General features: G+C 37.9%; 19 protein-coding genes. 1 reads left to right on the top strand and 18 read right to left on the bottom strand.

Going from position 1 to position 25,404, the window contains the following annotated elements; genetic code table 11:
* Positions 1–5: 5 nt before the first annotated feature.
* The 7 genes from BW976_RS24955 to BW976_RS24925 all read right to left on the bottom strand — a co-directional run bounded on the left by BW976_RS24955 (position 6) and on the right by BW976_RS24925 (position 11,435).
* Positions 6–3,407, bottom strand: a complete 3,402-nt coding sequence (locus tag BW976_RS24955; protein WP_076377681.1) for a SusC/RagA family TonB-linked outer membrane protein — start codon at positions 3,405–3,407, stop codon at positions 6–8.
* A gap of 129 nt (positions 3,408–3,536) precedes the next feature.
* Positions 3,537–4,517 carry a FecR family protein gene (locus BW976_RS24950; protein ID WP_076377679.1) on the bottom strand — a complete coding sequence of 327 codons (981 nt, stop codon included), beginning with the start codon at positions 4,515–4,517 and terminating at the stop codon, positions 3,537–3,539.
* 208 nt (positions 4,518–4,725) lie between these two features.
* The gene (locus BW976_RS24945) at positions 4,726–5,331 is read right to left on the bottom strand and encodes an RNA polymerase sigma factor (RefSeq protein ID WP_084192349.1); all 606 of its coding nucleotides are present in this window, start codon (positions 5,329–5,331) and stop codon (positions 4,726–4,728) included.
* Positions 5,332–5,665: 334 nt separating this feature from the next.
* The gene (locus tag BW976_RS24940) at positions 5,666–6,490 is read right to left on the bottom strand and encodes a DUF4249 domain-containing protein (RefSeq protein ID WP_076377677.1); all 825 of its coding nucleotides are present in this window, start codon (positions 6,488–6,490) and stop codon (positions 5,666–5,668) included.
* Positions 6,491–6,493: 3 nt separating this feature from the next.
* A complete protein-coding gene (locus tag BW976_RS24935) occupies positions 6,494–9,076 on the bottom strand; it encodes a TonB-dependent receptor (RefSeq protein ID WP_084192348.1) in 2,583 nt (860 codons plus the stop codon).
* 286 nt (positions 9,077–9,362) lie between these two features.
* Positions 9,363–10,334, bottom strand: a complete 972-nt coding sequence (locus BW976_RS24930) for a FecR family protein (RefSeq protein WP_076377675.1) — start codon at positions 10,332–10,334, stop codon at positions 9,363–9,365.
* 147 nt (positions 10,335–10,481) lie between these two features.
* The gene (locus tag BW976_RS24925) at positions 10,482–11,435 is read right to left on the bottom strand and encodes a helix-turn-helix domain-containing protein (protein WP_076377673.1); all 954 of its coding nucleotides are present in this window, start codon (positions 11,433–11,435) and stop codon (positions 10,482–10,484) included.
* A 91-nt stretch (positions 11,436–11,526) separates the two neighbouring features.
* Here BW976_RS24925 and BW976_RS24920 point away from each other — a divergent pair, with 91 nt between their 5' ends.
* Positions 11,527–12,660, top strand: coding sequence for an FAD-dependent monooxygenase (locus BW976_RS24920; RefSeq protein ID WP_076377671.1), 1,134 nt, complete (start codon positions 11,527–11,529; stop codon positions 12,658–12,660).
* A 106-nt stretch (positions 12,661–12,766) separates the two neighbouring features.
* On the opposite strand, the gene BW976_RS24915 is transcribed toward BW976_RS24920, so the two are convergent.
* The 11 genes from BW976_RS24915 to BW976_RS24865 all read right to left on the bottom strand — a co-directional run bounded on the left by BW976_RS24915 (position 12,767) and on the right by BW976_RS24865 (position 25,377).
* Positions 12,767–13,348, bottom strand: coding sequence for an RNA polymerase sigma-70 factor (locus tag BW976_RS24915; RefSeq protein WP_076377669.1), 582 nt, complete (start codon positions 13,346–13,348; stop codon positions 12,767–12,769).
* Between the two features lie 166 nt (positions 13,349–13,514).
* Positions 13,515–14,864 carry a sugar transferase gene (locus tag BW976_RS24910; RefSeq protein ID WP_076377667.1) on the bottom strand — a complete coding sequence of 450 codons (1,350 nt, stop codon included), beginning with the start codon at positions 14,862–14,864 and terminating at the stop codon, positions 13,515–13,517.
* A gap of 160 nt (positions 14,865–15,024) precedes the next feature.
* Complete coding sequence (locus BW976_RS24905) at positions 15,025–16,131, bottom strand: glycosyltransferase family 4 protein (RefSeq protein WP_076377665.1); 1,107 nt, start codon at positions 16,129–16,131, stop codon at positions 15,025–15,027.
* Positions 16,132–16,143: 12 nt separating this feature from the next.
* Entirely contained in the window at positions 16,144–17,187 is a 1,044-nt protein-coding gene (locus BW976_RS24900) for a glycosyltransferase family 4 protein (protein ID WP_076377663.1), read from the bottom strand.
* A 99-nt stretch (positions 17,188–17,286) separates the two neighbouring features.
* Positions 17,287–18,300 carry a glycosyltransferase gene (locus BW976_RS24895; RefSeq protein ID WP_076377661.1) on the bottom strand — a complete coding sequence of 338 codons (1,014 nt, stop codon included), beginning with the start codon at positions 18,298–18,300 and terminating at the stop codon, positions 17,287–17,289.
* A 65-nt stretch (positions 18,301–18,365) separates the two neighbouring features.
* Positions 18,366–19,577 carry an EpsG family protein gene (locus BW976_RS24890; RefSeq protein WP_076377659.1) on the bottom strand — a complete coding sequence of 404 codons (1,212 nt, stop codon included), beginning with the start codon at positions 19,575–19,577 and terminating at the stop codon, positions 18,366–18,368.
* A complete protein-coding gene (locus BW976_RS24885) occupies positions 19,574–20,632 on the bottom strand; it encodes a glycosyltransferase family protein (protein ID WP_076377657.1) in 1,059 nt (352 codons plus the stop codon). The genes BW976_RS24890 and BW976_RS24885 overlap by 4 nt, the downstream gene beginning before the upstream one ends.
* Entirely contained in the window at positions 20,629–21,747 is a 1,119-nt protein-coding gene (wecB, locus tag BW976_RS24880) for a non-hydrolyzing UDP-N-acetylglucosamine 2-epimerase (protein ID WP_317042962.1), read from the bottom strand. Before wecB ends, BW976_RS24885 begins: the two co-directional genes overlap by 4 nt.
* The gene (locus BW976_RS24875; protein ID WP_076377653.1) at positions 21,744–22,757 is read right to left on the bottom strand and encodes a glycosyltransferase family 2 protein; all 1,014 of its coding nucleotides are present in this window, start codon (positions 22,755–22,757) and stop codon (positions 21,744–21,746) included. The genes wecB and BW976_RS24875 overlap by 4 nt, the downstream gene beginning before the upstream one ends.
* A complete protein-coding gene (locus BW976_RS24870; RefSeq protein ID WP_084192347.1) occupies positions 22,750–24,102 on the bottom strand; it encodes an MATE family efflux transporter in 1,353 nt (450 codons plus the stop codon). Before BW976_RS24870 ends, BW976_RS24875 begins: the two co-directional genes overlap by 8 nt.
* A gap of 207 nt (positions 24,103–24,309) precedes the next feature.
* The gene (locus BW976_RS24865) at positions 24,310–25,377 is read right to left on the bottom strand and encodes a Wzz/FepE/Etk N-terminal domain-containing protein (protein ID WP_076377651.1); all 1,068 of its coding nucleotides are present in this window, start codon (positions 25,375–25,377) and stop codon (positions 24,310–24,312) included.
* Between the last annotated feature and the right edge of the window lie 27 nt (positions 25,378–25,404).

Raw genomic sequence — 25,404 nt, 5'->3', positions numbered from 1 at the left:
TTTACTTACAGATTTAAATTGATACCGAAAATAAATGAGCGTGATTGCGGATAACGGCCTACATCGATACCATAGTTGTCAAACCCAACTTCCGGATCAAAACCTTTGTATTTGGTAATGGTGAACAGATTGTTTGAAGTAGCGTAAACGCGCAAGCTGCTAATACCCGCACGGGTTAACAATGCTGGCGAAAAGGTGTAACCCAGGGTTACGTTCTTAAAGCGCAGGTATGAACCGTTCTCGATATAAAAATCGGAGTTGGTACCAAAGTTACCGTTAGCATCGCTGGCGGTTACACGTGGGATGGTGGTATTGGTATGCTGTGGTGTCCAGGCGTTCAGTACATCTTTCAGCAGGTTGTAATTTTGTCCCAAACCGCCGGCGTTTAAGCTGGTATATTTTAAGGCATTGTACAGTTTATTGCCTTGTACGCCTTGTAAAAAGATATTCAGATCGAAACCTTTGTAGCTGGCATTCAGGCTCAGGCCATAGGTAAATTTAGGATAAGCGCTGCCCAGGAACTGACGGTCGTTATCATCAATTTTACCATCACCGTTGGCATCCACAAAACGGATATCACCCGGTTTGGCATTAGGTTGAATCAACTGCCCGTTCGGACCTCTGTAAGCATCCACCTCTGCCTGGCTCTGGAACAAACCATTGGTTTTGATAGAGTAGTACGAATAAAGCGGCTGACCAACCTGCACCCAGGCAGGTGCCAGCAAGCCACGCACGCTCGGACTTACACCCGGAATGGTGGTGTTGCCATTAGGTAATGATAGTAATTTATTGGTGAGTGTACTGACGTTGGCATTAACACCGTAACGGAATGCTTTTTTAGGATCACTGTTATAACCCAGGCTCAATTCAATACCATTATCACGTGCTTCGCCGCCGTTAACCCATACACTGCCCAGGCCAATACCTGCCGGTATGTTCATCAGCATATTCTCGGTTTTTTTAACAAAATAATCGGCTGTTAAGGTAATGCGTTCGTTCAGGAAGCCCAGATCTAAACCTATATCGGTTTGTTTTGAACGTGCCCAGGTCAGGTTCGGGTTGGCGCGGTCATAGCTGTAATAGCCGTTTAACTGGGCAGGATCTGAACCTAAGTAAACACTACCTACGCTCAGGTTAGGGCTCACCGCTGTTGTGCTTACAGATGATAAGTTACCTAATACACCATAGCTGCCCCTGATCTTTAAATTGCTTAACCAGGTTAGCTTCTGCATAAAATTCTCGCGGCTTACTACCCATCCACCAGATACCGAACCAAAGTTCTGGAACCTGTTCTGGGGAGCCACCAATGATGAGCCATCCCTACGACCGGTGAACGATAACAGGTATTTGCCATCATAATCATAATTAACACGGGCAAGGTAGGAGATCAAAGCTTCATCAGTCCGGTAATCACCAGGTTTTGGAACCGGGGTTCCGGTACCGTTGATAAAATAACGAAACAAGGGATCTTCATTGCTAAAACCCGAAAGGGAAGCAGACAGGCCCATACTGCTGTTTTTCTGGTAAGTGTAACCTGCCAATACATCCAGGTTATTTTTACCTAATGATTTTTTGTAGTTTAAGGTTTGCTCGGTCAGGAAACGGGAATCCTGTGATGATGATTCATTTAAGGTGTTGGTTAAGCTGGGTTTACCAACCTCGGGCACAATCGGCGAAAAGCCTTTGAAATAATAAAAGTTCTTGGTAACCGAATAGTTCGACCTGAATTTAAGACCGGGGATGATGCTGGCCTCAAAATATGGGTTAGCGATAATGGTATTTACCGGGTTGCTGGTGTCAATACGCTCCAGGTTGGCCACCGGGTTAACTACGTCGCCGTATGAGCCTGCATAGGTTATTGGCAAACCTGAATACGCACCTGATGGTGTACGTACCGTAATGCTTGGCGGATAAAATATGGCCGCCTGGATAGCGCCAGTATAACCGCTGAAGGTGTTGGTACCACGACCATCTGAATAGGTATAAGATAAGTTTTCGCCAACCTTTAACCAGTTATTCAACTGATGAGTGGAGTTGATACGGTAAGCATAACGCTCGGAATAGGTATTCAATAATATCCCTGTTCCTTTGCGATAGTTAAAACTCATGAAATAGTTGGATTTATCGTTACCGCCGTTCAGGTTTACGTTATAATCCTGGGTATGCCCTGTTCTGAATACCGCATCAACCCAATTGGTGCGGGTTATCTGTCCGTCGGGATATTTGGTAGCATCAAAAGCCGGCAGGCGTGGTTTGCCTGCGTTATCTGCAGCGGTGTTATATACATCGGCATATTCTTTGGCATCTAGTGCCTCTAGTTTTCTCCAGGCATTCGAAAAGCCTTGTTTGGCATCAAAAGAGATAGCCATTTTGCCTTTGGTGCCTTTTTTGGTAGTGATGAGGATAACACCGCCAGATGCACGGGCACCATAAATAGCTGCCGATGCATCCTTCAAAACCGAAATCGCCTCTACATCGTTGGGGTTAATAACCGGGGTGCCGGGATAAAAAACCGATCCGTCGATAACATATAAAGGTTGTTCACCGTTGATACCACCCAGACCACGGATGTTTACCATAGGTGCATTGGTAGGATCGCCGCCATTGTTATTCACAACCACACCCGCCGCTTTGCCTTGTAAAGCTTCCTGCAGATTATTGAATGAGCGTGAGCTTACTTTATCCAAGCCAACGGTTGATACCGCTCCGGATAAGGTTGAACGGGTTTGCGTACCGTAACCTATAACTACCACTTCTTTTAAAGACTGGCTGTTGGCTTTTAGCACCACATCAATATTTTGCTGACCTTTTACCGCAACTTCCTGACTGTCGTAACCGATGTATTTAAAAACCAGTATTGAGCTCTCGTCAGTGCTCAGGGAGTACTTGCCTTCGGTATTGGTCATGGTGCCGGCGCTTGTTCCTTTTACGGCAACGCTAACGCCTATCAGGGTTTCGCCGCTTTCGTCGGTTACTTTTCCGGTAACGGTGATGGCCTTTACCACCAGTTCTTTTTCTTTGGCCTTTACTATCGGTTGTTGTTTTTCAACCTGCAATAATATATGCTCGTCGTCAACCTGTCTGATGTTTCCTTTGTATCCTTTGATTAGTTCTTTCAGCACATCAATCAGCAGTTCATTGTCGGCTGATATGGAAATTTCTTTATCGGCATCAAAGCTGGTAGAGTTGTAACCTATTTTAAATGAGGTCTTTTGTTCGATCATCCTGAAAACGCTTTTGATGCTTAAGTTTTTGGCCGTAAAACTGATACGTACAGTATTCATAGTTTGTGCAGCCGCCGAAAAAGATGGTGTAGAGCATACGCCAATAATGACCAGTATGATGCAGTAGGTTGCCAGCCATTTAAGGTGATTTTTTAATGAAAATATTTGATATAGATTTCTCATTTTTATAATGTTATTTTATGTGATAAAAAAGAATCGTTAAAAATGACATGGTCTGCTGCTACAGCAGCCATATAGCAGGCAGGTGTTCGCGCATCTGCCTGTTTTTTTGAGGGGATAGGCTACATAAGCTTAATGGCAATTTTGTGATTGAATAAAAACTTTATGGTTGGTGTACTGATAGGTAATGCCTGTAAGCTGACTTAACACGTGGAGTACCTTGTCTAAAGGCTGGCTGTTAAAACCAATAGTGTATTTGCAGTTGCGGCCGGGCTTATCCTGCAGCTGCACATCTATATTATACATTCTGGATAGTGTTGAAGTTATTTCTGGGATAGTAGCTTCGTCAAAATAAAGTTGCCCGTTTTGCCAGGCGCTCAGCTTGTCGGCATCAGCGGTTTTAATATAATGCTGGTGTGCTTTAAGATTATAAACCAGCATTAAGTTGCGGGTAAGCACTTTGCCTATAGTCACCACTTTGTTGGCTGCTTGCTTTTCGCCTACACTTACCATACCGCTCACTACGGCTATCTTGTATTCGCTTTCGTTATTATAGGCATGCACGTTAAACTGGGTTCCCAATACCTGGGTTTGTATGTTTCCGGTGCTTACAATAAAAGGTTTGGAAGCATCGTGCTTTACCTGAAAAAAGCCTTCGCCTGTGAGTTTTACTATCCGCTTTTTTTCGCCAAAATCGGCGCTGATGGTTAAAACTGATGAGGAATTGAGAGTTACGATGGTGCTATCGGGCAGGGTGAGCACCTTACGCTCGCCGCGTGCTGTGGAATATTGCTGCAAGGCCTGCGGGGCTGGTTGCTTCCATTTGGAATACAGTAAAAAGCCGCCGGGCACCAGTAATAACAGGGCGGCTACTTTAAGATATTGGAGTACATATACCCTTCGCCCTGCCGACCGTGATGGTATACCTTTGATTACCCGTTTCCGGATGCGGTTTAAAATGCGCTCTTCTGCCGACGGAGTAATGCCGGTTAGTGAGGTTTTACCTAATTGTTCCAGCCAGGCCTCTACACGGGCCCTTTCGTCGGGTGTACATTCGTCCGCCTGGTACTTTTGTAATAATGCTTTGATCTCTGCAGATTCTTTTGTGTTCATCTGCCCATATAATCGGTGCTTACCTAAAATAGTACCGTTAAATAATCATCAAGTGTTTATTAACTCAACGTTACCCAAATTTTAGATTATGGGATTTTTGGACTATGGGATTGAGAGAACAAGGAGCTATATTTTGGGGAGAAGTGAACAAAGAAAATCCCATAATCCCCAAGTCTTATAGTCTCAAAATCCCATAATCTAAAATCGATCAGCTTTGATGAAGAAGGATCTTCACTACGATCAAAAATACCGGGAAACTTTCCATCCGTTTTAACCGTAGTTGCAGGCGCTTGAGCGCTATAGTGAGGTTGTTTTTTACCGTTTGTTCGGACAAGGCTAGCCTACCGGCAATTTCCTTAACCGGTAGTTGCTCCACCCGGCTTAGTTTAAATACATTGCGGACATTGTCGGGCATTTTATCAACTTCGGAGCTTAGCCAGTCTTCCAGTTCGGCCTCAATAACTTCATTTTCTGGCGATGGAGACACCATGTGCTCATAATCAGGCAACAGCGTTTCAAAATGAGCTAATTTTTTATTACCAGCCAGGTAAAAATCAATGGTTTTATTTTTGGCGGCTTTAAATAAATAGGGTGAAAGTGTGTCGTCGATAGCTACTGCGTAACGGTTATGCCAAAGGGAAATAAAAATATCCTGCACAGCTTCTTCCGAGGCTTCGAGCGAATTGGTTTTGGAGAGAATATATCGAAAAAGGGCTTTATCGTACCGCTGCATCAGCGCCAGCAGGGCCTGTTCATCATCATCCTGAAGCCGGGTCAGTAAATCAGTATCCGAAATAAACCTGCCACGCATCATGCCGCAAACTTATATCAGCACCTTTAACTCAATGTTAGCTTAGCATAAAATATCACGATTTTTGAACTAGGGTAGTTGGGGTCCGGTATACCAGCCAGACATACGGGAGAAATAAAAAGGATGTCATTTCGACGAGGAACGAGGAGAAATCTTCTGCGACTTGCAATTGCGACTTTACATGGTGTAGAAGATTTCTCTTTCGCACAACGCTCATCCTTACCCATGCTCTATCGAAATGACAACTTTTTTAATAGAATACAATATTTGGGGACATCTGTAGTATGTCCCCAAACAAAAAGCCCCTTCAATTGAAGGGGCTTTTTGTTTGTTAATTTTAATTAGCCGGTACCGTTATGGTTTTACGCGTAATGGGGTAGGCGCTGAAATAGCCTAGTGCACCACCGGTAATGTTACTGGTTGGGTTGGATGGGGCCGCGCTGTTGCCGCTACCTGTGGAGTTGGAGTTTAAACTAAAAAAGTATTTGTAAACCGCGGCATCAATACATTCCATCTCTATCATGAGCTGTTTGCCAGTCCTGATCTCGCGCGCGGGATCGTCATTATCATTACTAAAGTTAAGCCGGCTGTTTACGGTTTGCCCGTTGGTAAATTCATCGTCATCTACAAATAAGCTTTTTTCTTTTCTGCCGTCAATGTATTCAATAAAGCGGTAATAGTTTTGCTCATTGGCCGGGTCCTGATACTTCACGGTAGCTACCCGCAGTTTGGTTTTATCTTTATTGGTGCCAAACTCATCATCAACCACATAAATACTGTCCAGCTTAACAACCTGGGGCATGGTGCTGGTTGAGGTATAGGTTTTATCATTCAGCTTAACGGTTAAATGATAAGTGTGTCCCGGTACGCCAATAAGGGTGCTATTCTGGTAAACGCCAGCAGCAGTTGGATCAAAATTATAAACCGTGCCATCCACATCAACAGTAACCTGCGCACCACTGATGCCGGTAAAAGAAGTTTCGTCGTAAAAATTTTGCGACTGGCTTATAGATACCTTGGCGCCACCGGCTTCATTGCTCACGGTACCTTCTATCACTGTTTGGGGGCCACTGTTATTAAGCTTAAGGTTGATAACTTTATCGCAAGAGCTCAACAATCCCAGCAGGATCATCAATATGGCCGAAAAACGTATGGTATGCATGTGTTAAAATTTAAAGTTATAAGTAACAGATGGCACATAGGTAAATAAAGTAGTGCGTACGGCCTCTGTTTTGTTAGGATCTGTTTTGTTATCTCTGAAATATATACGGTAAGCATTGCGGTTACCATAAGCGTTATACAAACTAAAGTTGATCTCCGAGCTGTATTTTTTGGTTTTCTTGAGTTGTTTGGTTGCCCCCAAATCAAGCCGGTTATAAGTTGGAAGCCTCGAAGCGTTACGATTGGTATAGTAATAATAGGTTGCCCCATCTACCAGGTATTTGCCGCTTGGGTAGGTAACAGCATCGCCGGTATAGAGCACGAAATTGGCAGATAATGTCCACTTTTCATTCAGCTTATAAATACCCACTATGGCCAGGTCATGTGTACGGTCCTGGCGAGCATTATACCATTGATTATTATTGATACCATCAATCAGGCGTTCCGATTTAGATAGCGTATAACTTATCCAGCCGGTTAAACGGCCTGTCTTTTTTCGCAGTAAAAACTCAGCGCCGTAAGCACGCCCCTTGCCATACAATAATTGCGTTTCAATAGGCTGATTGGTGAAAATGTTGGCATCGTTACGATAATCCAGCTGGTTTTGCAGCTTTTTATAATAGGTTTCAAAGGTAAACTCATATTTATGCTCGGCCAGGTCGCGGTAGTACCCTACAGAAAATTGATCGGCCAGTTCTGGCTTGATCAAATTGGTACTGGCTATCCATTTATCAGTTGGCGAACCCGCTGTTGAGTTGCTGACCAAGTGCAGGTTTTGCGCGTTACGGGCATAAGAAGCCTTTATGGAGCTGATATCATTGAGCTGAAAAGCTGCGGCAACTCGGGGCTCCAGATTTAAATAGGTTTTAACTATCTGACCAGAGTTGTAATGCTTTGAGCCGGTTATCCCGCCATCAGCATCCACATCATAGTAAGTACCGGGGCCTATAATAGAAAAAGCGGAGACGCGCAAACCATAGGTAAGCGTAAAACGATCAGTTGCTTTCCAGGTATCGCTTACATAAGCCGCATTATCCCAGGCATAACGGGTTTCCAATTTTTGAGATATAAAACCTGAGTTACCTGTGGCTGATATTTCGCCAGGCTTAATGGTATGATAAACGCTGTTGACGCCAAAACTTAAGGAATGATCAGAACCGATATCATATTGCATATCCTCTTTAAAATTCCAGTCTTTGATGCGCGATGTAATGCCATAGGTATTTACATCCTGTTTTACTTTAATCTCATAATCGTAATTACTGTAGATGAAAGAGGTATTAGAGAAAAAGCGGTTATTAAAAATGTGGTTCCAACGCAGGGTTGCGGTGGTATTGCCCCAGTTGATGCCGTTCACGTTATTAGCCGAAAGTACATCCTTGCCCAAGTATCCCGAAATATAAATCCTGTCCTTATCGCCTAAAACCAGGTTAGCCTTGGCATTAATATCATAAAAGTAAAGCTTACTGTTTTTGACTACAGTATCTTTTGACAGTTTCAAAAATGCATCGGCATAAGTACGCCGGGCAGATATCAGGAAGGATGATTTCCCCTTTTGGATGGGACCTTCGATATTCAAACGGGCAGCTATCATACCTACCCCGCCGCTTACACCAAACTTTTGGTTGTTACCATCATTCATCTTCACATCTATTACCGATGACAGCCTGCCACCGTATTGCGCGGGCATATCGCCTTTATAAATACTTACGTTTTTAATAGCATCGGAATTAAAGGTGGAGAAGAAACCCAAAAGGTGGTAGGCATTGTATACCGTAGCTTCGTCCAGCATCAGCAGGTTCTGGTCGGTAGCGCCGCCACGCACATAAAAACCACCGCTGCCCTCCCCTGCCGATTTAATACCGGGGAACAGCTGTATGGTTTTCATCACATCGTGCTCCCCCAGCAATACAGGTACATCATTTATTTCCTTGATGTTCAATTTTTCGACACCCATTTGCGGGCTTTTTAAATCGCGGGCGCCTTTTTGCGTAGCGGTTATGGTTACGGTTTGCAGCTCCTGCGCATTATCCTCCATGGTAATATTCAACCTTTGATCGCTTGTTAGCGAAACCGGTACAATCAGGCTTTTCTGCCCTATCGCGCTGATCAGTAACTGATGGTCACCGGCCGGCAGTGTGATCGAGTAAAATCCATACCCATTGGTTGAAGTTCCCTGCGCGCCATCTACCAGCCGTATACTGGCTCCTATTATCGTTTCCCCAGACTGTTTTGATGTCACTGTTCCGCTGATGGTGAACTTTTCTGCTGCCGGTTTTGCCGCCGGTTCGGCGACCGGCTTTTTTAGCTTTGTCGCATCATAGCGGATCAGTATATCCTGATCCAATTGGGAATAGCTATAAGGATAATTGGCCAGTGCAGCATCAAGTACTTGTTTCAGGCTTTGCTCCTTTGCATTAATGGTTAATTTAATGTTACTGGCAGCTACGGATTCATTGTAGGTGAAGCGCACACCAGTAGCAGCGGTTATCTTATCAAGAGCTTGCCGTAACGGTACATTATTTAACTTGATAGTGATGGTTTTATCAAGCGGCGACTGGGCAAAAGCCCGCAAGTTGCCAAACATCAAGATAAGGGTTATACAAAGAAATACGCTTAAAAATTGGGGTAGTTTCATTAAAGGATAAATCGGGTTAGAGAACCGTAGAGGTCCGGTTTTTTTCATAACTTTAAAAGGTTTAAGCTAACCAGTCATTAGTTTCGAAGGCCATGACTGATCAAGGTTTTAAATACAAGCCCGGTTCTGTTTCCCTGAGCCGGGCTTTTTTTTCATAGGTGTGTAGGGGGCAAAATTTTAAGATGTCATAGTTGCAGGTTTCTGAAATGATAGGGGTAAATAAATCATATTTGTATTAAGGGTGAAGCAGGTAAGTTCCGTTTTGTTTTTCCCAGCGTAGCTCCATAACCTTACCGAGCTTATCAAGCGTATGGTTAATTGGATTGGTGGTTTGCAAACGACCATAAAAGGTTTTTGATGTTAAACCAGGCGACAGGGTTATGTGGGTACCATATTGAACTTCGAGGTCATGAATAACTTCGGCCAGGGATGCTCCGTTGAAATCAAAGATTCCTTTACGCCGGTCAAGAAATTTTGCGGCGTTAGGATAGTTTTCCTTAATCAGGCTAGCAGTTGTCTTTTGATACACTGTTCTTTGATTGGCTGTTAACATTTCAGTAGTAGTACCTGTTTTTGCAGATACGCCTACTTTACCACTAACCACAGTTACATCGATAGATTTAGCGTGCGCATAAGCCTGAATATCAAAACTAGTACCTAATACCACCGTTTTTACAGCACCGGATTGTATAACAAAAGGATGATCGGTATCATGCTTAACTTCAAAATAGGCTTCGCCTTCAATATCTACATTACGCAATGTACCTCTAAACTTTTCTGGATAACTAAGTGTAGTTGCCGGGCTAAGCCAAATATGGGTGCCATCGGGCAGGTATATCTGCCTGTATTCTCCCGGATTGGTAGTCAATGTAAGCTGTTTTACAGGATCAACCAGATTGAGTATAGGAGCCCGGTAAAGCACCGCAGCGCCTACAGCTAAAACAACAGCTGCCGCAGCAGCCAAATTCCGCCACAGCTTATATATTTTTACTTTAGGAGCCTGATTTTCATCTATTTTGGAGTTAATCTGATTTAAAATGCTTTCTTTAATCTGTTCGGCGGAGAAATATTGACTATCTGAAATCAGGAGTTCTTCATCATTAAAATCGGCATACCATTGCTCAAACCGCAACTTTTCGTCGGGAGTGAGTGTGTCTGTTAGCCATTTATGGCCCAGCTCTTCAGGGTTAAAGCTATTACTATCCATGGTTTAATTGGTATGTTTATACATATAGTCAGGTATGGGGCGCTTTACCCTTAGTGGTAAATGAAAAAAATATAAATTGTAATAAATGTCTTTAATTTTACTCATCACCCTGTATGTCTGTACACCGGGTTGGCCAACGAACATTCTTTATGTCAATTCGCTACTGTACCTTTTCGGCTTTTTACCAATGTGCTTTTCAAATACTCTTGTAAAATGGCTTAAGTTTTCAAAGCCCATCTGATAGCCCACTTCCGATACCGATAGTTTTTCATCGCGTAAAAGCCTTGCAGCTTCTTTCATTCGCAGGTGCTGATAGTAGTCATAAATCCCCATTCCGAAAACTTGCGTGAAGAGTTTGCGCATTTTCAATTCATTCATTCCTGCAATTTGTTTCAACTCCACAATGGTACTTGGTTTGTTCAATGACGAGATTATTTTATCGCGCACTTTGTAAACGGCCTTTATATCTTTTTCGTTTAGTTTTTGGTGAACAGCTTTTTCACGTTTACCCAAACTTTGAAAAAAATAAAACAGTAATTCCATTGCTTTCAATTTGTAATGATAGCTTTTGAGTATGCCTGGCTCTTCCTTTTTAGCAATGTCATTCACGGTGCGCAAAATGTCGTCGGTCATAATTTCTTCAATCAAAAAATTATTGTCGTTGTCAAACAGAAATTGAAAATCCGAAATATCATTTCCTAAAAAACTTTTCAGATAATCAGCACTGATAACCACAGCAGCAATTTTTATATGCGCATTTTTTTTGAAAAGACTTTGGTGCGAGTGTGTAAATGGAAACACGTGCACGTATGCCATTTCTTTTTGCGTTTTAGGCCTTCTTTTCCCGCTTGTTTGTTCATCGTGATCAAACATGTTGACGAAGAAAAAACAGATGCTGTTTTTAATAAACCTGGGGGCAGTTGTTTGGCGTGTGAAGGTTTTCTTTACCACATAAGAAGCAATGAACATAGCTAATTCGGGCAAAAAATCGAAGCCTTTTTGATAGTGTACCTCCAGATTTTGCACCGTCTTTTCCCCAATATCGTAGCCGATTTTATTTATAAATTGAATAAGGCTTTGTGTATCATTTGCTTCTAACATAATTTTTACGACTATTTTTATTACTCATATAGTTATTTTGACCGTAAAAATACATATAGTTTTGCTTCAGAAACACGAAAATTTAAAAGTGATGAAAAACCAAGTTTTAATATCAGGAGCAAGTATTGCCGGATTAACATTAGCATATTGGCTAAACCGGTATGGCTACCAGGTAACCCTAATTGAAATTACAAAAGGACTAAGAAGAGGCGGTTCACCCATTGACGTAAGAGGCGATGCCTTAAACGTGGCCGAAAAAATGGGCATATTGGGAAAAATTAAAGCGAAGGAACTTATACATACTGATGAAATTGTAAACGCCAAAAACGAAACGCTGGTTAATTTTGCTATAAATGCCCAAGCCGAATACCACGGTGATATTGAAATTCACCGGGATGACCTGGTAGATATACTTTTTGAAAATATCCCGGCAAATGAAGTTGAATTTCTTTTTGAAAGCAGGATTGAAAAATTGATCCAGCACGAAGACAAAGTTGAAGTAACCTTAAAAGGTGCCGGGAGCAGGAATTTTGACTTTGTTTTTGGCGCAGACGGAACGCACTCTACCGTAAGAAAACTTGTTTTCGGTGATGAAGAAAATTATTCCAAATTCTTCGGAGCTTACTTTGCCTTTGTTGAAGCCCCAAATATAAAACCTAATAAGCCAAATTCAGGAGTACTTTACCAGGAACCGGGCAAAATGGCGGCGCTTTATCCGTTTAAGAAAACAGTGAACGCGCTGCTTGTTTTCAGGTCGCCTAAGCTAGATTGGGATTATAGGAACGATGAGCAACACAAACAAATTTTGAAAGACAATTTTAAAAACAACTCCTGGAAAATACCTGAAATTTTAGATACGATGCTTCATTCCGATAATTTATATTTTGATGAAGTTTGCCAGATTCACATGCCAACCTGGTCAAAAGGGCGTGTTGCCGTGGTTGGCGATGCAGCGCATACAACGAGCTTCCCTACAGGAATGGGTACAAGTTTGGCAATGCAGGGCGCAAGCATTTTAGCGCAGGAACTTCAGGCATCAAAAGGAGATTACAAATCAGCATTTTCAAAATATTATGAGTCGTACAAGCCATTTGTGGAAAGCATTCAGGCAAGAATTGTACGTGGGTTAAACTTTTCAGTTCCCGAAACAGAAGAAGGCATTCAGGAAACCATTAAACGGTTTAAGCAAGAGGCAATTGACGAACCAACTCAAGAGATACATTAGGGAAACAAATACGGTCTTTGCTTTTTTGTAAAAACAAAGACCGTAAATAGTTGTCTTTTAGCATTTAAAACTCATCGTAAGACAACTATGTGTGATAAAATGAAAATTATTTATCTATCAGGTAAATCAGCAAAGGAATGGTGATATTTAATGTTTGTCTGAGTGTACTTAAAGCCTTGGTCATATGTGCCTCTACCGTTTTTTCGGCAATGTTGAGTTCGGCAGCAATTTCGGCGTTTGTTTTATTCTGTTCACGACTCAATAAAAAAACTATCCGGCACTTTTCGGGTAAGCGGCTGATGCTTTGTTCGAGCTGTACACGGAGCTCTTTTTCTGATAACCATTGACTGGTACTATCCAGCTCACGCGGCGCATGAATGGTTAGGTGATCTATATGCTGCTTTTTACGAAACTGCTTATCCAGATGATTGATGATACGATACTTAACGGCAACCGACAAATAGGTATTCAAACTATGCGTAAGTTCGATGGTTAACCGTCGTTGCCAAAGGCTCAAAAAAACTTCCTGTACTACTTCTTCGGCTTCATGCTCATCATTTAGCCTGTGCATAGCTACTGTGAACAGTTTATCCCAATAACGATTATATAGTTCGGTAAAGGCTACCCGGTCATCCTTACGGATCAATTCCAATAACTGGCTATCTGTTGCTGTTTGGTAGCGCTCCATATAAGAGTATGACAATCAATTGCCGTATTCGTTACACAGCAAGTACGCAAGTTTACAAGAAAATCATCTAATCATACTATACGCAAGGGATGCTTTGTTAAGTATTTGAGCCTTTTTACTTTAAAACAACAGGTAAACACAATAAACGCCAACCAGCCTATTGGGGCTATTTACCTTTTAATTGCACCATTACCCTGATGGTCTTCAAAATTATCCCCATATCACTATTAAAGTTGATATTGTTGAGATAAATGAGGTCATAACGAATGCGGCTATGCATTTGATCCAAGTTTTCGGCATAGCCGTAAGATACTTGCCCTATAGAAGTAAGACCGGGTTTAATACGTAACAGCTTTCTATAGCTGGGCGATTTTTCAATGAGTTGTTCAATAAAATGCTGTCTTTCGGGTCTAGGTCCTACTACAGACATTTCACCTTTAAGTACATTCCAGAACTGAGGTAGTTCATCCAGTCTTGATTTCCTTAATATCCTTCCCCATCCAGTTATACGAGGATCCCGGTCACTTGATAATTGCGGACCTGCTTTCTCGGCATTTATATACATGCTTCTGAACTTGTATATGGTAAATGGTTTATGATTCTTGCCTATCCTTTCTTGTTTATAAAAAGCAGGGCCTTTTGATGTCATTCTAGTAATTAACATCAACAAAAGGAATACCGGAAGCCCAACAATCATTACACTTAATGAAAACACGATATCGAAACTCCGCTTAAAAAATATTACTTTAAAACTCAGTTCAGGGTTTGCTGAAAGCTGAATAACCGGAAGGTTTTCATAATTAACAATACTAGCATAGTTGTTATTTAGTATCAAATCTGACACTAATTTTATTTTAACAGCATTTTGCTCCCCAAAATCAACTAGCTTTTGCAATAATAATGGGTGCAGATATTTATAGCATACAAATACCTCATCCGGACTTTTACTAACCAGTTTCTCCATCAAAGCCTGTTCAGGAAAATCCTTTATCATATCCTCCGAAATAAAATCGGTAAAGTAATAACCATATTCTGGGTGCTTAGAGAATGACCTGATCAGTCGATTAGCGATATCTTGATCCCCTATAACAAGCACATGCCTTCTGTTGTATCCTTTTTTCCGAATATAATCCAGGATAAAGAATATAATTGATCGCTGTATAATGATAAAGAAGAAGAACAGGGAATAAGTAAAGAACATTTCCCACCGACTAACTTCGTACAGCCTGAAAAAATAAATAACACCAAGTACTACAAGCAAATGGTAAAGTAAGGACGATAGAAACCGGTTAAGATTATCCTTTAATACCAACGGTCTGGAAATAGTATAATTTTTGGTAATGGTTGAAACAGACACCCATACTAAATTAACCAGTAGTACAAAATTTACAGATTGTATCTCGGATGAGTAGTATTTAAACACCAATGAATGGGCGCATTGCAAAGCAATATTTAATACTATTAAATCACTTATAAAAGTAACGGGCTGAAGAAATTTCGAGTATCGTATTGACATAGATTTAGTTTTGCAAATATAGCACTTTATATGTTATATTATTTACATAACGATAAAGTTTGTATTTTAATACCAATACGTTGATTAAGTGTATAACGCTACAAAGGCGTTTAAGTTTTAGAATTTTATTTTATTACAATAGAAAATATCGAAATAAGGGTTATTTGTTATCTATTTTGCTATTTATGAAGGTCAAAAACTCACTTTTAAAACGCGCAGTTGAAAAACCGGCAGCATGATCTGCAATTTTTTTATAATTAAATAATGATAAATTAATATCAAACCACTCAACTGCGTCTTTAATAGAAGAAGCTGTTTGATCTTTAAAAAAGATCCCGGTTTCATTTTCAACAACGCTTTCAAGGGCACCGCCTTTTTTATAAGCAATAACCGGCGTACCACAAGCTTGAGCTTCTACCGGCAAAATTCCAAAGTCTTCTTCAGCAGCAAAAACAAAAGCTCTTGCTTCTGAGAGATATTTCTTTAACATATCAAACGGTTGATAGCCCAGTAAAGTAACGTTAGATTTTGCCAATTTACTCACTTTTTTAAAATCGGGACCATCACCAATTACATACAGTTTTTTGTCAGGCATTTGGGCAAATGCTTCCACAATTAAATCGATCTTTTTATATGGGACAAATCTTGAACATGTTACATAATAATCTTTCTTTTCATATACAGGCAAAAACTCTTCTGTAGATACATTAGGGTATATAACCGTACTTTCCCGATTGTACACTTTCTTTATACGTTTACCTATATATTTTGAGTTGGCGATAAAATGATCAACTCTGTTGGTGCTTATAATATCCCATTGCCTGATACGATGCAACAGATATTTGGCTATAAATCCTTTTAGACCTTTGTTTAAGCCCGTTTCTTTAAGATATTGATGATGTAAATCCCAGGCATACCTGATTGGCGAGTGGCAATAGCAAATATGTACCTGGTTTGAATTTGTTAAAACCCCTTTTGCAACAGCGTGGGATGAGGATATGATCAGATCATAATCAGATAAATCAAACTGTTCAATAGCCAATGGAAAAAGTGGCAGATATGAGCGGTATTTAGATTTTGCGAATGGTAGATTTTGGATAAAGGAGGTAGTAACTTTATGATCGGCCAGATTTAAAGCTTTTACCGTCTCGTTACGTGCTACAAGGGTATAAATATCAGCTTGAGGGTAAAGAGAAGCTATTTCTTTAAAAACATTTTCAGAGCCACCTATAACGGTGAGCCATTCGTGTACTAATGCAACTTTCAATTGTTATGTGTTTTAAAACGCTATTGAATCAATTATTTGTTTAGCGGAGTCTTTCCAACTAAATCTATTTATATTTTGCCTCCCTCTTGATATAAGATTATTACGTAATGCTCTGTCCTGTGCCAACAAATTGATGCTTTTTGAAATATCCTCAATATTATACGGGTCTACATATAAACTGGCATCACCACAAATCTCTTTCAAGCTATCAATATCAGAAACGATTGTAGGACAACCGTACGCCATCGCTTCTAATGGAGGAATGCCAAATCCTTCGTATAAGCTTGGATATACAAACATCAACGCATTTGAATATAATCCAGCTAATTCAGTATCATTCACTCTACCTAAAAAAACAATATCATCTTGTTTTTTGAAATTTTCATTACCCGTATTATTGAAAATAGCGTTAACATCGCCAACAATAATAAGTTTGAAATCTTTTTGTAATATTAAATTAAATGCCGCAATCAGATTGGTGATATTTTTCCTTTTATCTATTGAACCAACTATCAGCACGTATCGGCCATAGTCAATTTCGTGCTTAGAAACTTCGGGAAGATCAGATACACTGTTATAAATTACCTTTATCTTTTCCGGATCAACATTAATATACTTTATAATTTCACTTTTTGAAAAATGGCTAACTGTAAATATCAGTTTTGCTTTTTTACTAATTTGGGGTATTAAAAATTTATAGTAACTAACGAATTTTTTGCTAAACCAAGCCGGATTCACAAAAAATGCTACATCGTGCAAAGTTATAACCTGATTACTATAAAATAATGGAGCTAAATTACATAAGTTAATAAGCAGCGGTTTACCTGATTTAATAAGAAACAGAGGTAAATCAACCTGCTCCCACAATACGCCTTTATTACTTCCAATAATCTTTGCCCCTAATTCAATAAATAGTTCTTTATGAATGATATTAGCAGGGGTAACAAATACCACTGAAGGCATTATTTGCTTTATTTGTTTAGCTATCTCAACCGCAAAACGCTGTACACCTGTTAGTTTTTGGGTCAGAAACCTGGCATTAATCAATATATCCATTTGATTTCATCAATAATAACAACACCAATCCAGGAGATCAATCTAACAATTTCCATAATAATAATTCATAAACAAGCATTCACGAAGACTTAATTGATATTATTTATGTTTAGAAAAAAGGACTTTATAAAGGGAGTTAATGATTTTCTTTACTAAGTTAAATTTACCTTTAAATAATCGTTTAAGAAGGGCATACACAACTCCACCCATCACTATAACTAAGTATCCGCTATACCATTTTTTCGTAAACTTCACCCGGTTAACTATTGAGTAATAATCGGCAATAAATTTATTGTCGTTATTACCTTTTATAATAGAAGAGCCTTCTTTATGGTAAACCACAGCCAGAGGTTGAAAACCTAATCTAAACCCAAACTGCCCGGCGGTTAATCCCCAATCCATCTCCTCAAAGTATAAAAAATACTCTTCGTTCATTAAACCTACAGTGTCTATGAACTGTTTGCTAATAAACATAGAAGCACCCACCACATAGTTATTGCTATCAAAAATAAATTCATCGTACTGCCCTAAGTCAACTTCATGATCACCTACATGATAAGTACTTCCCAGCCATTTATTATACAGGCCCGCAATAGCCTGTATCCTATCTTTCTGATAGTAATACATGAGCTTGCTTCCTACAATATATTTACGGTCATGATTATCAAAAAAGCGTTTCAGATTTTCCATGCAGCTGCGCTCTACAACGGTATCATTATTAAGTATCCATATAAAACTATCCAGACCTGCAGTTTTATGGATATGTTTTAGCGCAATATTATTTGCAGCGGCAAATCCACGATTCTCCGCCTTGATCAATACTACCTGTTCCTCGAAACCTGTAGTCCTTTCTAAAAATTCTGTTTCATATATATAAACATGAGGTATTGGTTTATCTATTAGTGGATAAACCAATTCAACATAAGATGTATCTACTTCAAAACTTTTGTTATTTAGCCACTTTACCAGATTTACACTAGATTCTGAATCTGGCGAATTATCAATTAACAAAATCTGACAATTTTTATAGCTACTTTTTAGAACACTTTCACAGCACTCTATAGTATCGTTGTATTTTTTATAGTTAACAACAACAACATAAACTTTATCCATCAACTGGCTATATAATTAACAAATCATTATTTTCATATAGGTAACCTACCTCTAAAACCATCATATTACTTGGCCTGGTTATCATAAAACTCTTTTGTTTTTTCCTGTGCTTTGTAAAAATTATTCATTATCCGAAGGTCTTCAGCATCATCAATTAACAAATAATTATTATAGGGGAAATACGTTAAATAAGAAGCCTCATTTTTAAGTGGCGAGATAAATTTGATACAAGCTATTCCCAACAAACATGCATTATAAAATATGCGACTGTATTTACTATAACATTGTGACATTATAGCTAATATAAAAGCAGATTCAATGGTAAAATAATAGGCAAATCTACCGCTAATTTCGTCTACCTGTGAAAAAAATATAACGACAAAAATGTATGCGATGAACATCATAAATAAATTATGGTGCTGTTTACTATCCCTAACCACTTTATCATAAAATAACCACATGGAAAACAGCATGAAAATATTGGTAAACGCCAGAAAATTAAAATGGATACTATTGGGAAACAATTCGATATATGATAAAAACTTCTCCACTAAAAAGCTTGATGACGATGGGACCAACAAAAAAATTCGACTTATCGTACTTAAAATTTTAAAAGGGATTATAAAGTTAAGTATATATAAAAAAGAGGTTACGAGAATTAAATTCTTTGAGAGACGCAGTTTAAATATGCCATATACAGGTATAAATATTAAAGCACTGTTATGGAAAAGTGTAGCCACTGAACAAATTAAAAGGTATTTAAAGAATGACTTATTTATTTGCGGTATGGCAAACAATAAAGTGTAAAATGCTAAACTTTGTCTTAATATATCAAACTCCCTGAAAATGTTGATTGAATATAAAATCAACATAAACATGTAACGGTAGTCGGGAATATATCGCTTAATAAACCATGTTAAACAAAAAAGATTATATGCAGATATAATTGCTACAAGACCAGGAAATCCTATACCTAGAGTTTTAATGATAAGACAAAGCCATTTATATCCTATCTCAAATGGTGCATCGTAAAATATAGGGGCGTTATCGGGGCCGGATATAACTTGCCCAAGGTTTTCTGTATGATCCATAAAATCATAATATTGAAACCAATCAAGTCCAACTTTATAACGGAGACCGATAAAAATAAAAGCCGCAACAATTGTTACCGGCCAAAGTAATTTTATTACATAATTAACATATTCGTCTTTAAACTTTGATGACTCAAAAAAGGCAAGTATAGCCAAAGGGATAAAAAAAAGAAGATATCCTGTCATAATAAAGCTTCAAATATTTCATCAAATATTTTTTGAGGGTTGTAACTTTCTATAATAGACTGAGCTATGCTGAGATTAATTTGGCTTTTTACCGGAAGCACCCTATCTGAAAAATTTTCATAACTAAGGTATTCATATTTTAGCTTCATAAAGTCGCCTATTTCGGCAGACTTTACAATCGGTATTAATCCGTAACACAAATATTCGATAAGTTTTGTTGGGTTTGCAACCCTGTTTACCACAACATCATCTCTGAGTATAAAGCCGTAATGCGCTTTTTCATAATACTGAGCAAGCTCATTAGGATGAACACTTTTTATTGAAATTTTAGTGGCATCTATATTTAAATTTTTAATTTGTTCATTAAACACTTCCGGTTCGCCTGTTAATATCAAATAATTAATTTTTTCAGATAAATTATTTTTTATAACGTTAAGCATCAATTCAATGTTTTGCCATTTTTGGGTATTGCCGCTATATATAACATTTATCTTTCCGTTATTTTCAATGGTTGTATTATTGTCAACAACCAAATTAGCAGGCACAATATAAAATATCTTGTAAGCTCCATGCCATTTCGGATATTTCTTTTTGTAATAATCGGCCATGCTTTCAGTTACAAATATCATCAATGATATTTTTTTAAAGGCAATCTTTTCTAGAAAGGAATATATACCAGCCCTAAAACCCCGTCCCATGCTAGCCAGTTCTTCTGGCACAACACCATGGACATCTAAAATAGTTTTTTTCCTAAATAACAAAAACCATGGAAATACCCTGATAACATTATATATAGAATGAAAATATATGATATCACTTTTGGCAATGCATCTTAAAAGAAAAAATAAATGAAAAACAGCATTTATATCGTAGCTTTTCACGTTTTCCTGTTGATGAACTGTTTTCTTTTTAAAGAACTTGTGAATTCTTACATTTAAATAGATCCTTTCAAAGTTCATCAAATTATCATCAACGGATTTTACGCGCTGCATCATTCCATCTTTTATGTTTTCTTCATTATAATAAGAGGAAATAATTAAAATCCGAGTTTTCATATGGCTTGAATTAAACTTTCAAGCACTCTGTTTGATGCATTACCGTCACCATAAGGGTTAATTGCTCCAGACATGCTTTTATAATGCGCTTCATCATTTAAAAGCCTTTCTGCTTCGAATATTATAACATCAGGATCGGTACCAACTAAAATCACACAGCCAGCAGTCAAAGCTTCCGGACGCTCTGTAGTATCTCGCATTACCAATACTGGTTTCCCCAAGCTTGGAGCTTCTTCCTGTACGCCACCGCTATCAGTTAATATCAAATAGCTTTTTTTCATAAGATAGACAAATGCAGGATACGAAAGTGGTTCAATTAATTTAATGTTATCTATACCGTTTAATAAAGTATGCACCGGCTCTAAAACATTCGGATTTAAATGAACGGGGTATATTATCTGTACATCTTCATGAGTGGCTATCTTTTTTAAAGCATTACAAATATTAAGAAAACCCTTTCCAAAGTTTTCCCGCCTGTGCCCTGTAACCAAAATAAGCCTTTTAGTGTTGTCAAGAATCGTGTTTAAATAATTGATTTCACTATCTTCATAATTTTCCAGTTTTTGAACAGCATAAAACAACGCATCTATTACCGTATTTCCAGTAATTATAATGGTGTCTTCTTTTATTCCTTCGTTTATCAGGTTTTGCTTCGCTTTTGGCGTTGGCGCCAAGTGCAAATCAGCAATTCTTGACGTTAATTGTCGGTTAACTTCTTCCGGAAAAGGGGACAATTTTTCATAGGTTCTTAAACCAGCTTCTATATGACATACTTTAGCGCCACTATAAAAAGCCGCAATAGCAGCAAATGTTGATGTGGTGGTATCACCATGTACATAAACATAGTCAGGTTTAAAATCATCCAACACTGGTTTGAGACCCAATAATATTTCAGATGATATGGTATAAAGATTTTGATTAGGTTTCATCAAGTTCAAATCAAAATCAGGTGTTATTTCAAAGAACTGTAAAACCTGATCAAGCATTTGTCTATGTTGAGCTGTAACACAAACTTTTGTAATAAATTTATCAGAGTTTTGAAACGCTTGTACCAGCGGAGCCATCTTTATTGCTTCCGGACGGGTTCCAAATATAATTAAAACCTTATTCATCATCTTATTTTGATTATTTTATCAAGTTGATTCTTTTCTTTTTTATTTAATAAATGGCCGAGTACTTTAACGTAAATCTGATAAAACGGCCATAATACTTTAATTATAGATTTATTTAAAATAATTAAAGGATAAACGAGAAACCAATACTGAGGAAATTTAGAATATACTGGTGATAACGTTTTATGCAAGTTATTATCGTCAGAAAAAGAATGGTTAGTAGTTTTTATTCTGTATATCCAATTGGGAAAAGATTCAATTAATAGCCTTACCTTAATTAAATTAAATACTCTGTTTGTTTTGGGATTCACATCAAATTCATTAACAATTTGATTAAGATTTTCACCAAAAACTTTACATACGCTAAAGCCGCCACTATTATCGGGTTGTACGCCAACCAATGGCTGTATATGAAAAATATTATATGGTTCGCTTAATGAAGCCGTTAATATAAATGGCCATTGCACCAGGCTAGTACCAAAATATTGATCGAAATTCACACTGCTAACATATTTTGAATTCACTACATTTCCGGATATAAATGTTGAATTATGACTCACTTTATTATAAAATTGGAGATAATCATCTATCAATAATATATCCGATTCGACAATCAATTTATCCTTTTTAATAACCTCCCAATTAAGATATAAAACACCAAAGTCCTTAACCTTATTAATTATATCTAAAATAATCGCAACAGAATTTGGGTAAAGTACGTCATCATCACCAAAAGCAACAACATATTTTCCTTTAGCTTTTGCATAACATTGAGCAATATTCCTATCACTTCCTATGTTTTCAGGATTTGTTATTAAATTAATTTTTAACTCCCTATTCATAAAATCCTCAATAACAGCTTGAGTATTATCTGTAGATGCGTTATCTGATATTATGATTTCAACCTGATCTTTAAAATCGCTTTGCTGATTAAAAAGACTTTCAAGTAATCTTCTTAAATAAACTTCCCGATTATAAGTAGGAATGGCTATTGTTAATAAGAAATTATTCATTGTGCCATGCCCTCTTTTTTGTAATAAATAAATAAATTGTCCAGGGTAGAGCAACAATACAGGTTAAAAAAACATAACTCGTTGTAATTCCTATCAGCCCGAATTTCCGTCCAAAAACAAATGTAGATGCACACACCAATAAGCCCATTGTGATTGACTGTATTAGCATAGGCTCTTTTTTATGACATCGCAAATAAGTTGCAAAAGCATATATAAGCTGATTTGTTATACTGGCTAAACACATGCATACCAGTGGAACAAAAGTCAAAAACCTATCTGCCAAGCTTATATGTAAATATTTGAGCGTTTGTACTACAACTATAAAACATATTGTAATAAGCAAGTTAATACCCGTAGCCTGGAACGCTATTCTGTTAAAATTTACATCCAAAAGGGCGTAATCCCGTTTCGAGATTAGGTTTGACAAAAAAGGAACTTTGGTATTTATCCAGCTCATAGATATAGATAATATACCGGTAAGCGCAGCTATACTCATTCCCATTTGCCCAGCTACAACAGCACCCTCAGTGGCAAATAAAATGGGATTAAACAATTGAAAAATAAAATACCCACTTATCCAGCTTAATGCAATTCGCCATTGGAAAGGGAATATTTCCTTATAATAACTGATTACCCATTCTGACTTAGCCCCCCATATTACCTTTAAATATTTAATACGCCTTGTAAATATAATTTGCACGTAGTTTACACAAATAGCTATTAATGACGCTAATGCAGCTGAGTAAAGTTTCAAACCACAGATAAAAAATATGAACATTAATACGATGTAGACTGTTTTTTGCACCAATCTTATTTTTGACATATCCTTTACATGGCCCAATCCGTCAAAAAAAGCGAGTAAGGGGTCAATAAATAAATTAAGGGAGGTTGTAAGGCAAAGTATAATCCACGCACCCTTCCACTCAATATTTAAACCTTTCCCATAATTAGAGAAAAAGGTAAAACCTGCGTATAATAATGCAAAGAATAGAATAGCTGCAATTATTGCGAACCATTTAACACAAAATATAAGCAATGACGATAATCTGGATTGATAATGAATCTCACCGCTAAGTTCAAAATTATCGGTCCACTTTAAATGAGCTGATTCATAGGCAGTATATTGCGTAATAATACCGCTTAATCCCAGCTCAAAAAAAATCTGAATAGCTAAAATGCTCGAAAAAGTATAATAATAGCCTATTTCATGAGGTGATAAATATCTCGATACAAAGATGATTGAAATTATTCCACCACCCGCCTGTATAACACGAGTTAAAATAGTTAGAGCAACAGCACCGTCAATACCAACCTTGTTCAGTAACTTTTTTATGGTTATAATCACCTTAAATTATGTAAGTTTTAATTACTATAAGCATTGTAATCACAATTGATTTCATTTACGGATAATCCCAATATTAATTCACACTTACATCCATATTTCTCATTCCTCAATTTCCAATATTGGGCATTTGCATAAAACCTACCGTTAAAAACTCATTGCAAATATTATCTTATATTGACTATCTAAAGCGTATAATCTTTTATAAGATCAATCGTTTTCCATTATTTTAGAAATCACTTTTTTAATGAAAAGTATCAGAACAGTGAGAAAAAAACCGGCAATTATTCCTACTGCAAAACCTTTCACCTTACTTACCTTATCAACTGTTAAAGGTAAAACAGGCGAATCAATCAGTTGAATTAATGGGGTTTCCTGCCGTAACGACATCTTTGACAGTTCTAAATTTTTTACAATCTCGCTATAAATAGCTGTGCTTGCCTGTACATCTACTTGTCTTCTTTGTGATGGAACTCTTAATATTTGAAGTGAGGGATTGGCATTGGGCGCTGCATCAATAGCAGAAGCCACCCCGTTAATGGATCTGTTTAAAACATCTTTTACACTATCTGCTTGATACTGTAGCACACGAACACTCTGGTAACTCTTTTTAGTTTTTGTTTGCGAGTAAAATGAGTTCACGTTATCAACAAGTTTCATATTAAACTCGCGCGCAAATAGCTCGTCCTTATTTATCACATCAACTCTGATAATACTTATCTTTTTATCAGGCTTGGATACCGTAAGCAGCCGTTTATTAAACAGGTTAACAATACTTGTAATAATGCTATCCTGAACACGGTTAAAATTACCCGGATTACCATTAAACGAAATATTCCCAACGTGATCATCTTCGATCCATTTTTCACGTAAATGATTAAAATCAATATACCTCTCTATTAATTGTTGCCTTTTACCATTAAAACTGGCTACGCTTAATAATGCTTTTTCGATCATTAAGCGCGATTTGTATAATTCTAAAATATTATCACTTTGAAATATCCCTCCGCCACTATTTCCGCCTAAATCAATACCGGCGATTGATGCTAAGCCAGCGTATTGGTTCAAACCTGCCCCTTTATTGCTTTCGTCTAAAACAAAGGTGCTTGACGCTGTGTAAGATGGTTTATTAATTATCGCGTAACCAAAGCCTAAAGCTCCACCCAAAATACCACCCGCCAATATCACCAACCATTTAGTTTTAAGATATCTGCTTATTGAAACTATTTTGTCTATAAAATCCTTTACCGATATTTCATCAGCTTTACCCTTGCTCATATAAGTTATGAATACTTTTTTTATATT

It is taken from the genome of Mucilaginibacter lappiensis (assembly GCF_900155965.1).
Classification (GTDB): Bacteria; Bacteroidota; Bacteroidia; order Sphingobacteriales; family Sphingobacteriaceae; genus Mucilaginibacter; species Mucilaginibacter lappiensis.
The sequence above is the reverse complement of the archived record's forward strand: the minus strand, read 5'-3'. Positions and strand labels throughout refer to the sequence as shown.

What these genes read in the sequence shown, in the direction of transcription:
- BW976_RS24890 (WP_076377659.1), bottom strand. Translation starts at nt 19,577, where the DNA reads ATGACAGGATATCTTCTTTTTTTTATCCCTTTGGCTATACTTGCCTTT.
- BW976_RS24945 (WP_084192349.1), bottom strand. Translation starts at nt 5,331, where the DNA reads ATGATGCGTGGCAGGTTTATTTCGGATACTGATTTACTGACCCGGCTT.
- BW976_RS24935 (WP_084192348.1), bottom strand. Translation starts at nt 9,076, where the DNA reads ATGTTTGGCAACTTGCGGGCTTTTGCCCAGTCGCCGCTTGATAAAACC.
- BW976_RS24895 (WP_076377661.1), bottom strand. Translation starts at nt 18,300, where the DNA reads ATGGATAAAGTTTATGTTGTTGTTGTTAACTATAAAAAATACAACGAT.
- BW976_RS24920 (WP_076377671.1), top strand. Translation starts at nt 11,527, where the DNA reads ATGAAAAACCAAGTTTTAATATCAGGAGCAAGTATTGCCGGATTAACA.
- BW976_RS24915 (WP_076377669.1), bottom strand. Translation starts at nt 13,348, where the DNA reads ATGGAGCGCTACCAAACAGCAACAGATAGCCAGTTATTGGAATTGATC.
- BW976_RS24950 (WP_076377679.1), bottom strand. Translation starts at nt 4,517, where the DNA reads ATGAACACAAAAGAATCTGCAGAGATCAAAGCATTATTACAAAAGTAC.
- BW976_RS24910 (WP_076377667.1), bottom strand. Translation starts at nt 14,864, where the DNA reads ATGTCAATACGATACTCGAAATTTCTTCAGCCCGTTACTTTTATAAGT.
- BW976_RS24940 (WP_076377677.1), bottom strand. Translation starts at nt 6,490, where the DNA reads ATGCATACCATACGTTTTTCGGCCATATTGATGATCCTGCTGGGATTG.
- BW976_RS24900 (WP_076377663.1), bottom strand. Translation starts at nt 17,187, where the DNA reads ATGGATATATTGATTAATGCCAGGTTTCTGACCCAAAAACTAACAGGT.
- BW976_RS24930 (WP_076377675.1), bottom strand. Translation starts at nt 10,334, where the DNA reads ATGGATAGTAATAGCTTTAACCCTGAAGAGCTGGGCCATAAATGGCTA.
- BW976_RS24925 (WP_076377673.1), bottom strand. Translation starts at nt 11,435, where the DNA reads ATGTTAGAAGCAAATGATACACAAAGCCTTATTCAATTTATAAATAAA.
- wecB (WP_317042962.1), bottom strand. Translation starts at nt 21,747, where the DNA reads ATGATGAATAAGGTTTTAATTATATTTGGAACCCGTCCGGAAGCAATA.
- BW976_RS24875 (WP_076377653.1), bottom strand. Translation starts at nt 22,757, where the DNA reads ATGAATAATTTCTTATTAACAATAGCCATTCCTACTTATAATCGGGAA.
- BW976_RS24955 (WP_076377681.1), bottom strand. Translation starts at nt 3,407, where the DNA reads ATGAGAAATCTATATCAAATATTTTCATTAAAAAATCACCTTAAATGG.
- BW976_RS24885 (WP_076377657.1), bottom strand. Translation starts at nt 20,632, where the DNA reads ATGAAAACTCGGATTTTAATTATTTCCTCTTATTATAATGAAGAAAAC.
- BW976_RS24865 (WP_076377651.1), bottom strand. Translation starts at nt 25,377, where the DNA reads ATGAGCAAGGGTAAAGCTGATGAAATATCGGTAAAGGATTTTATAGAC.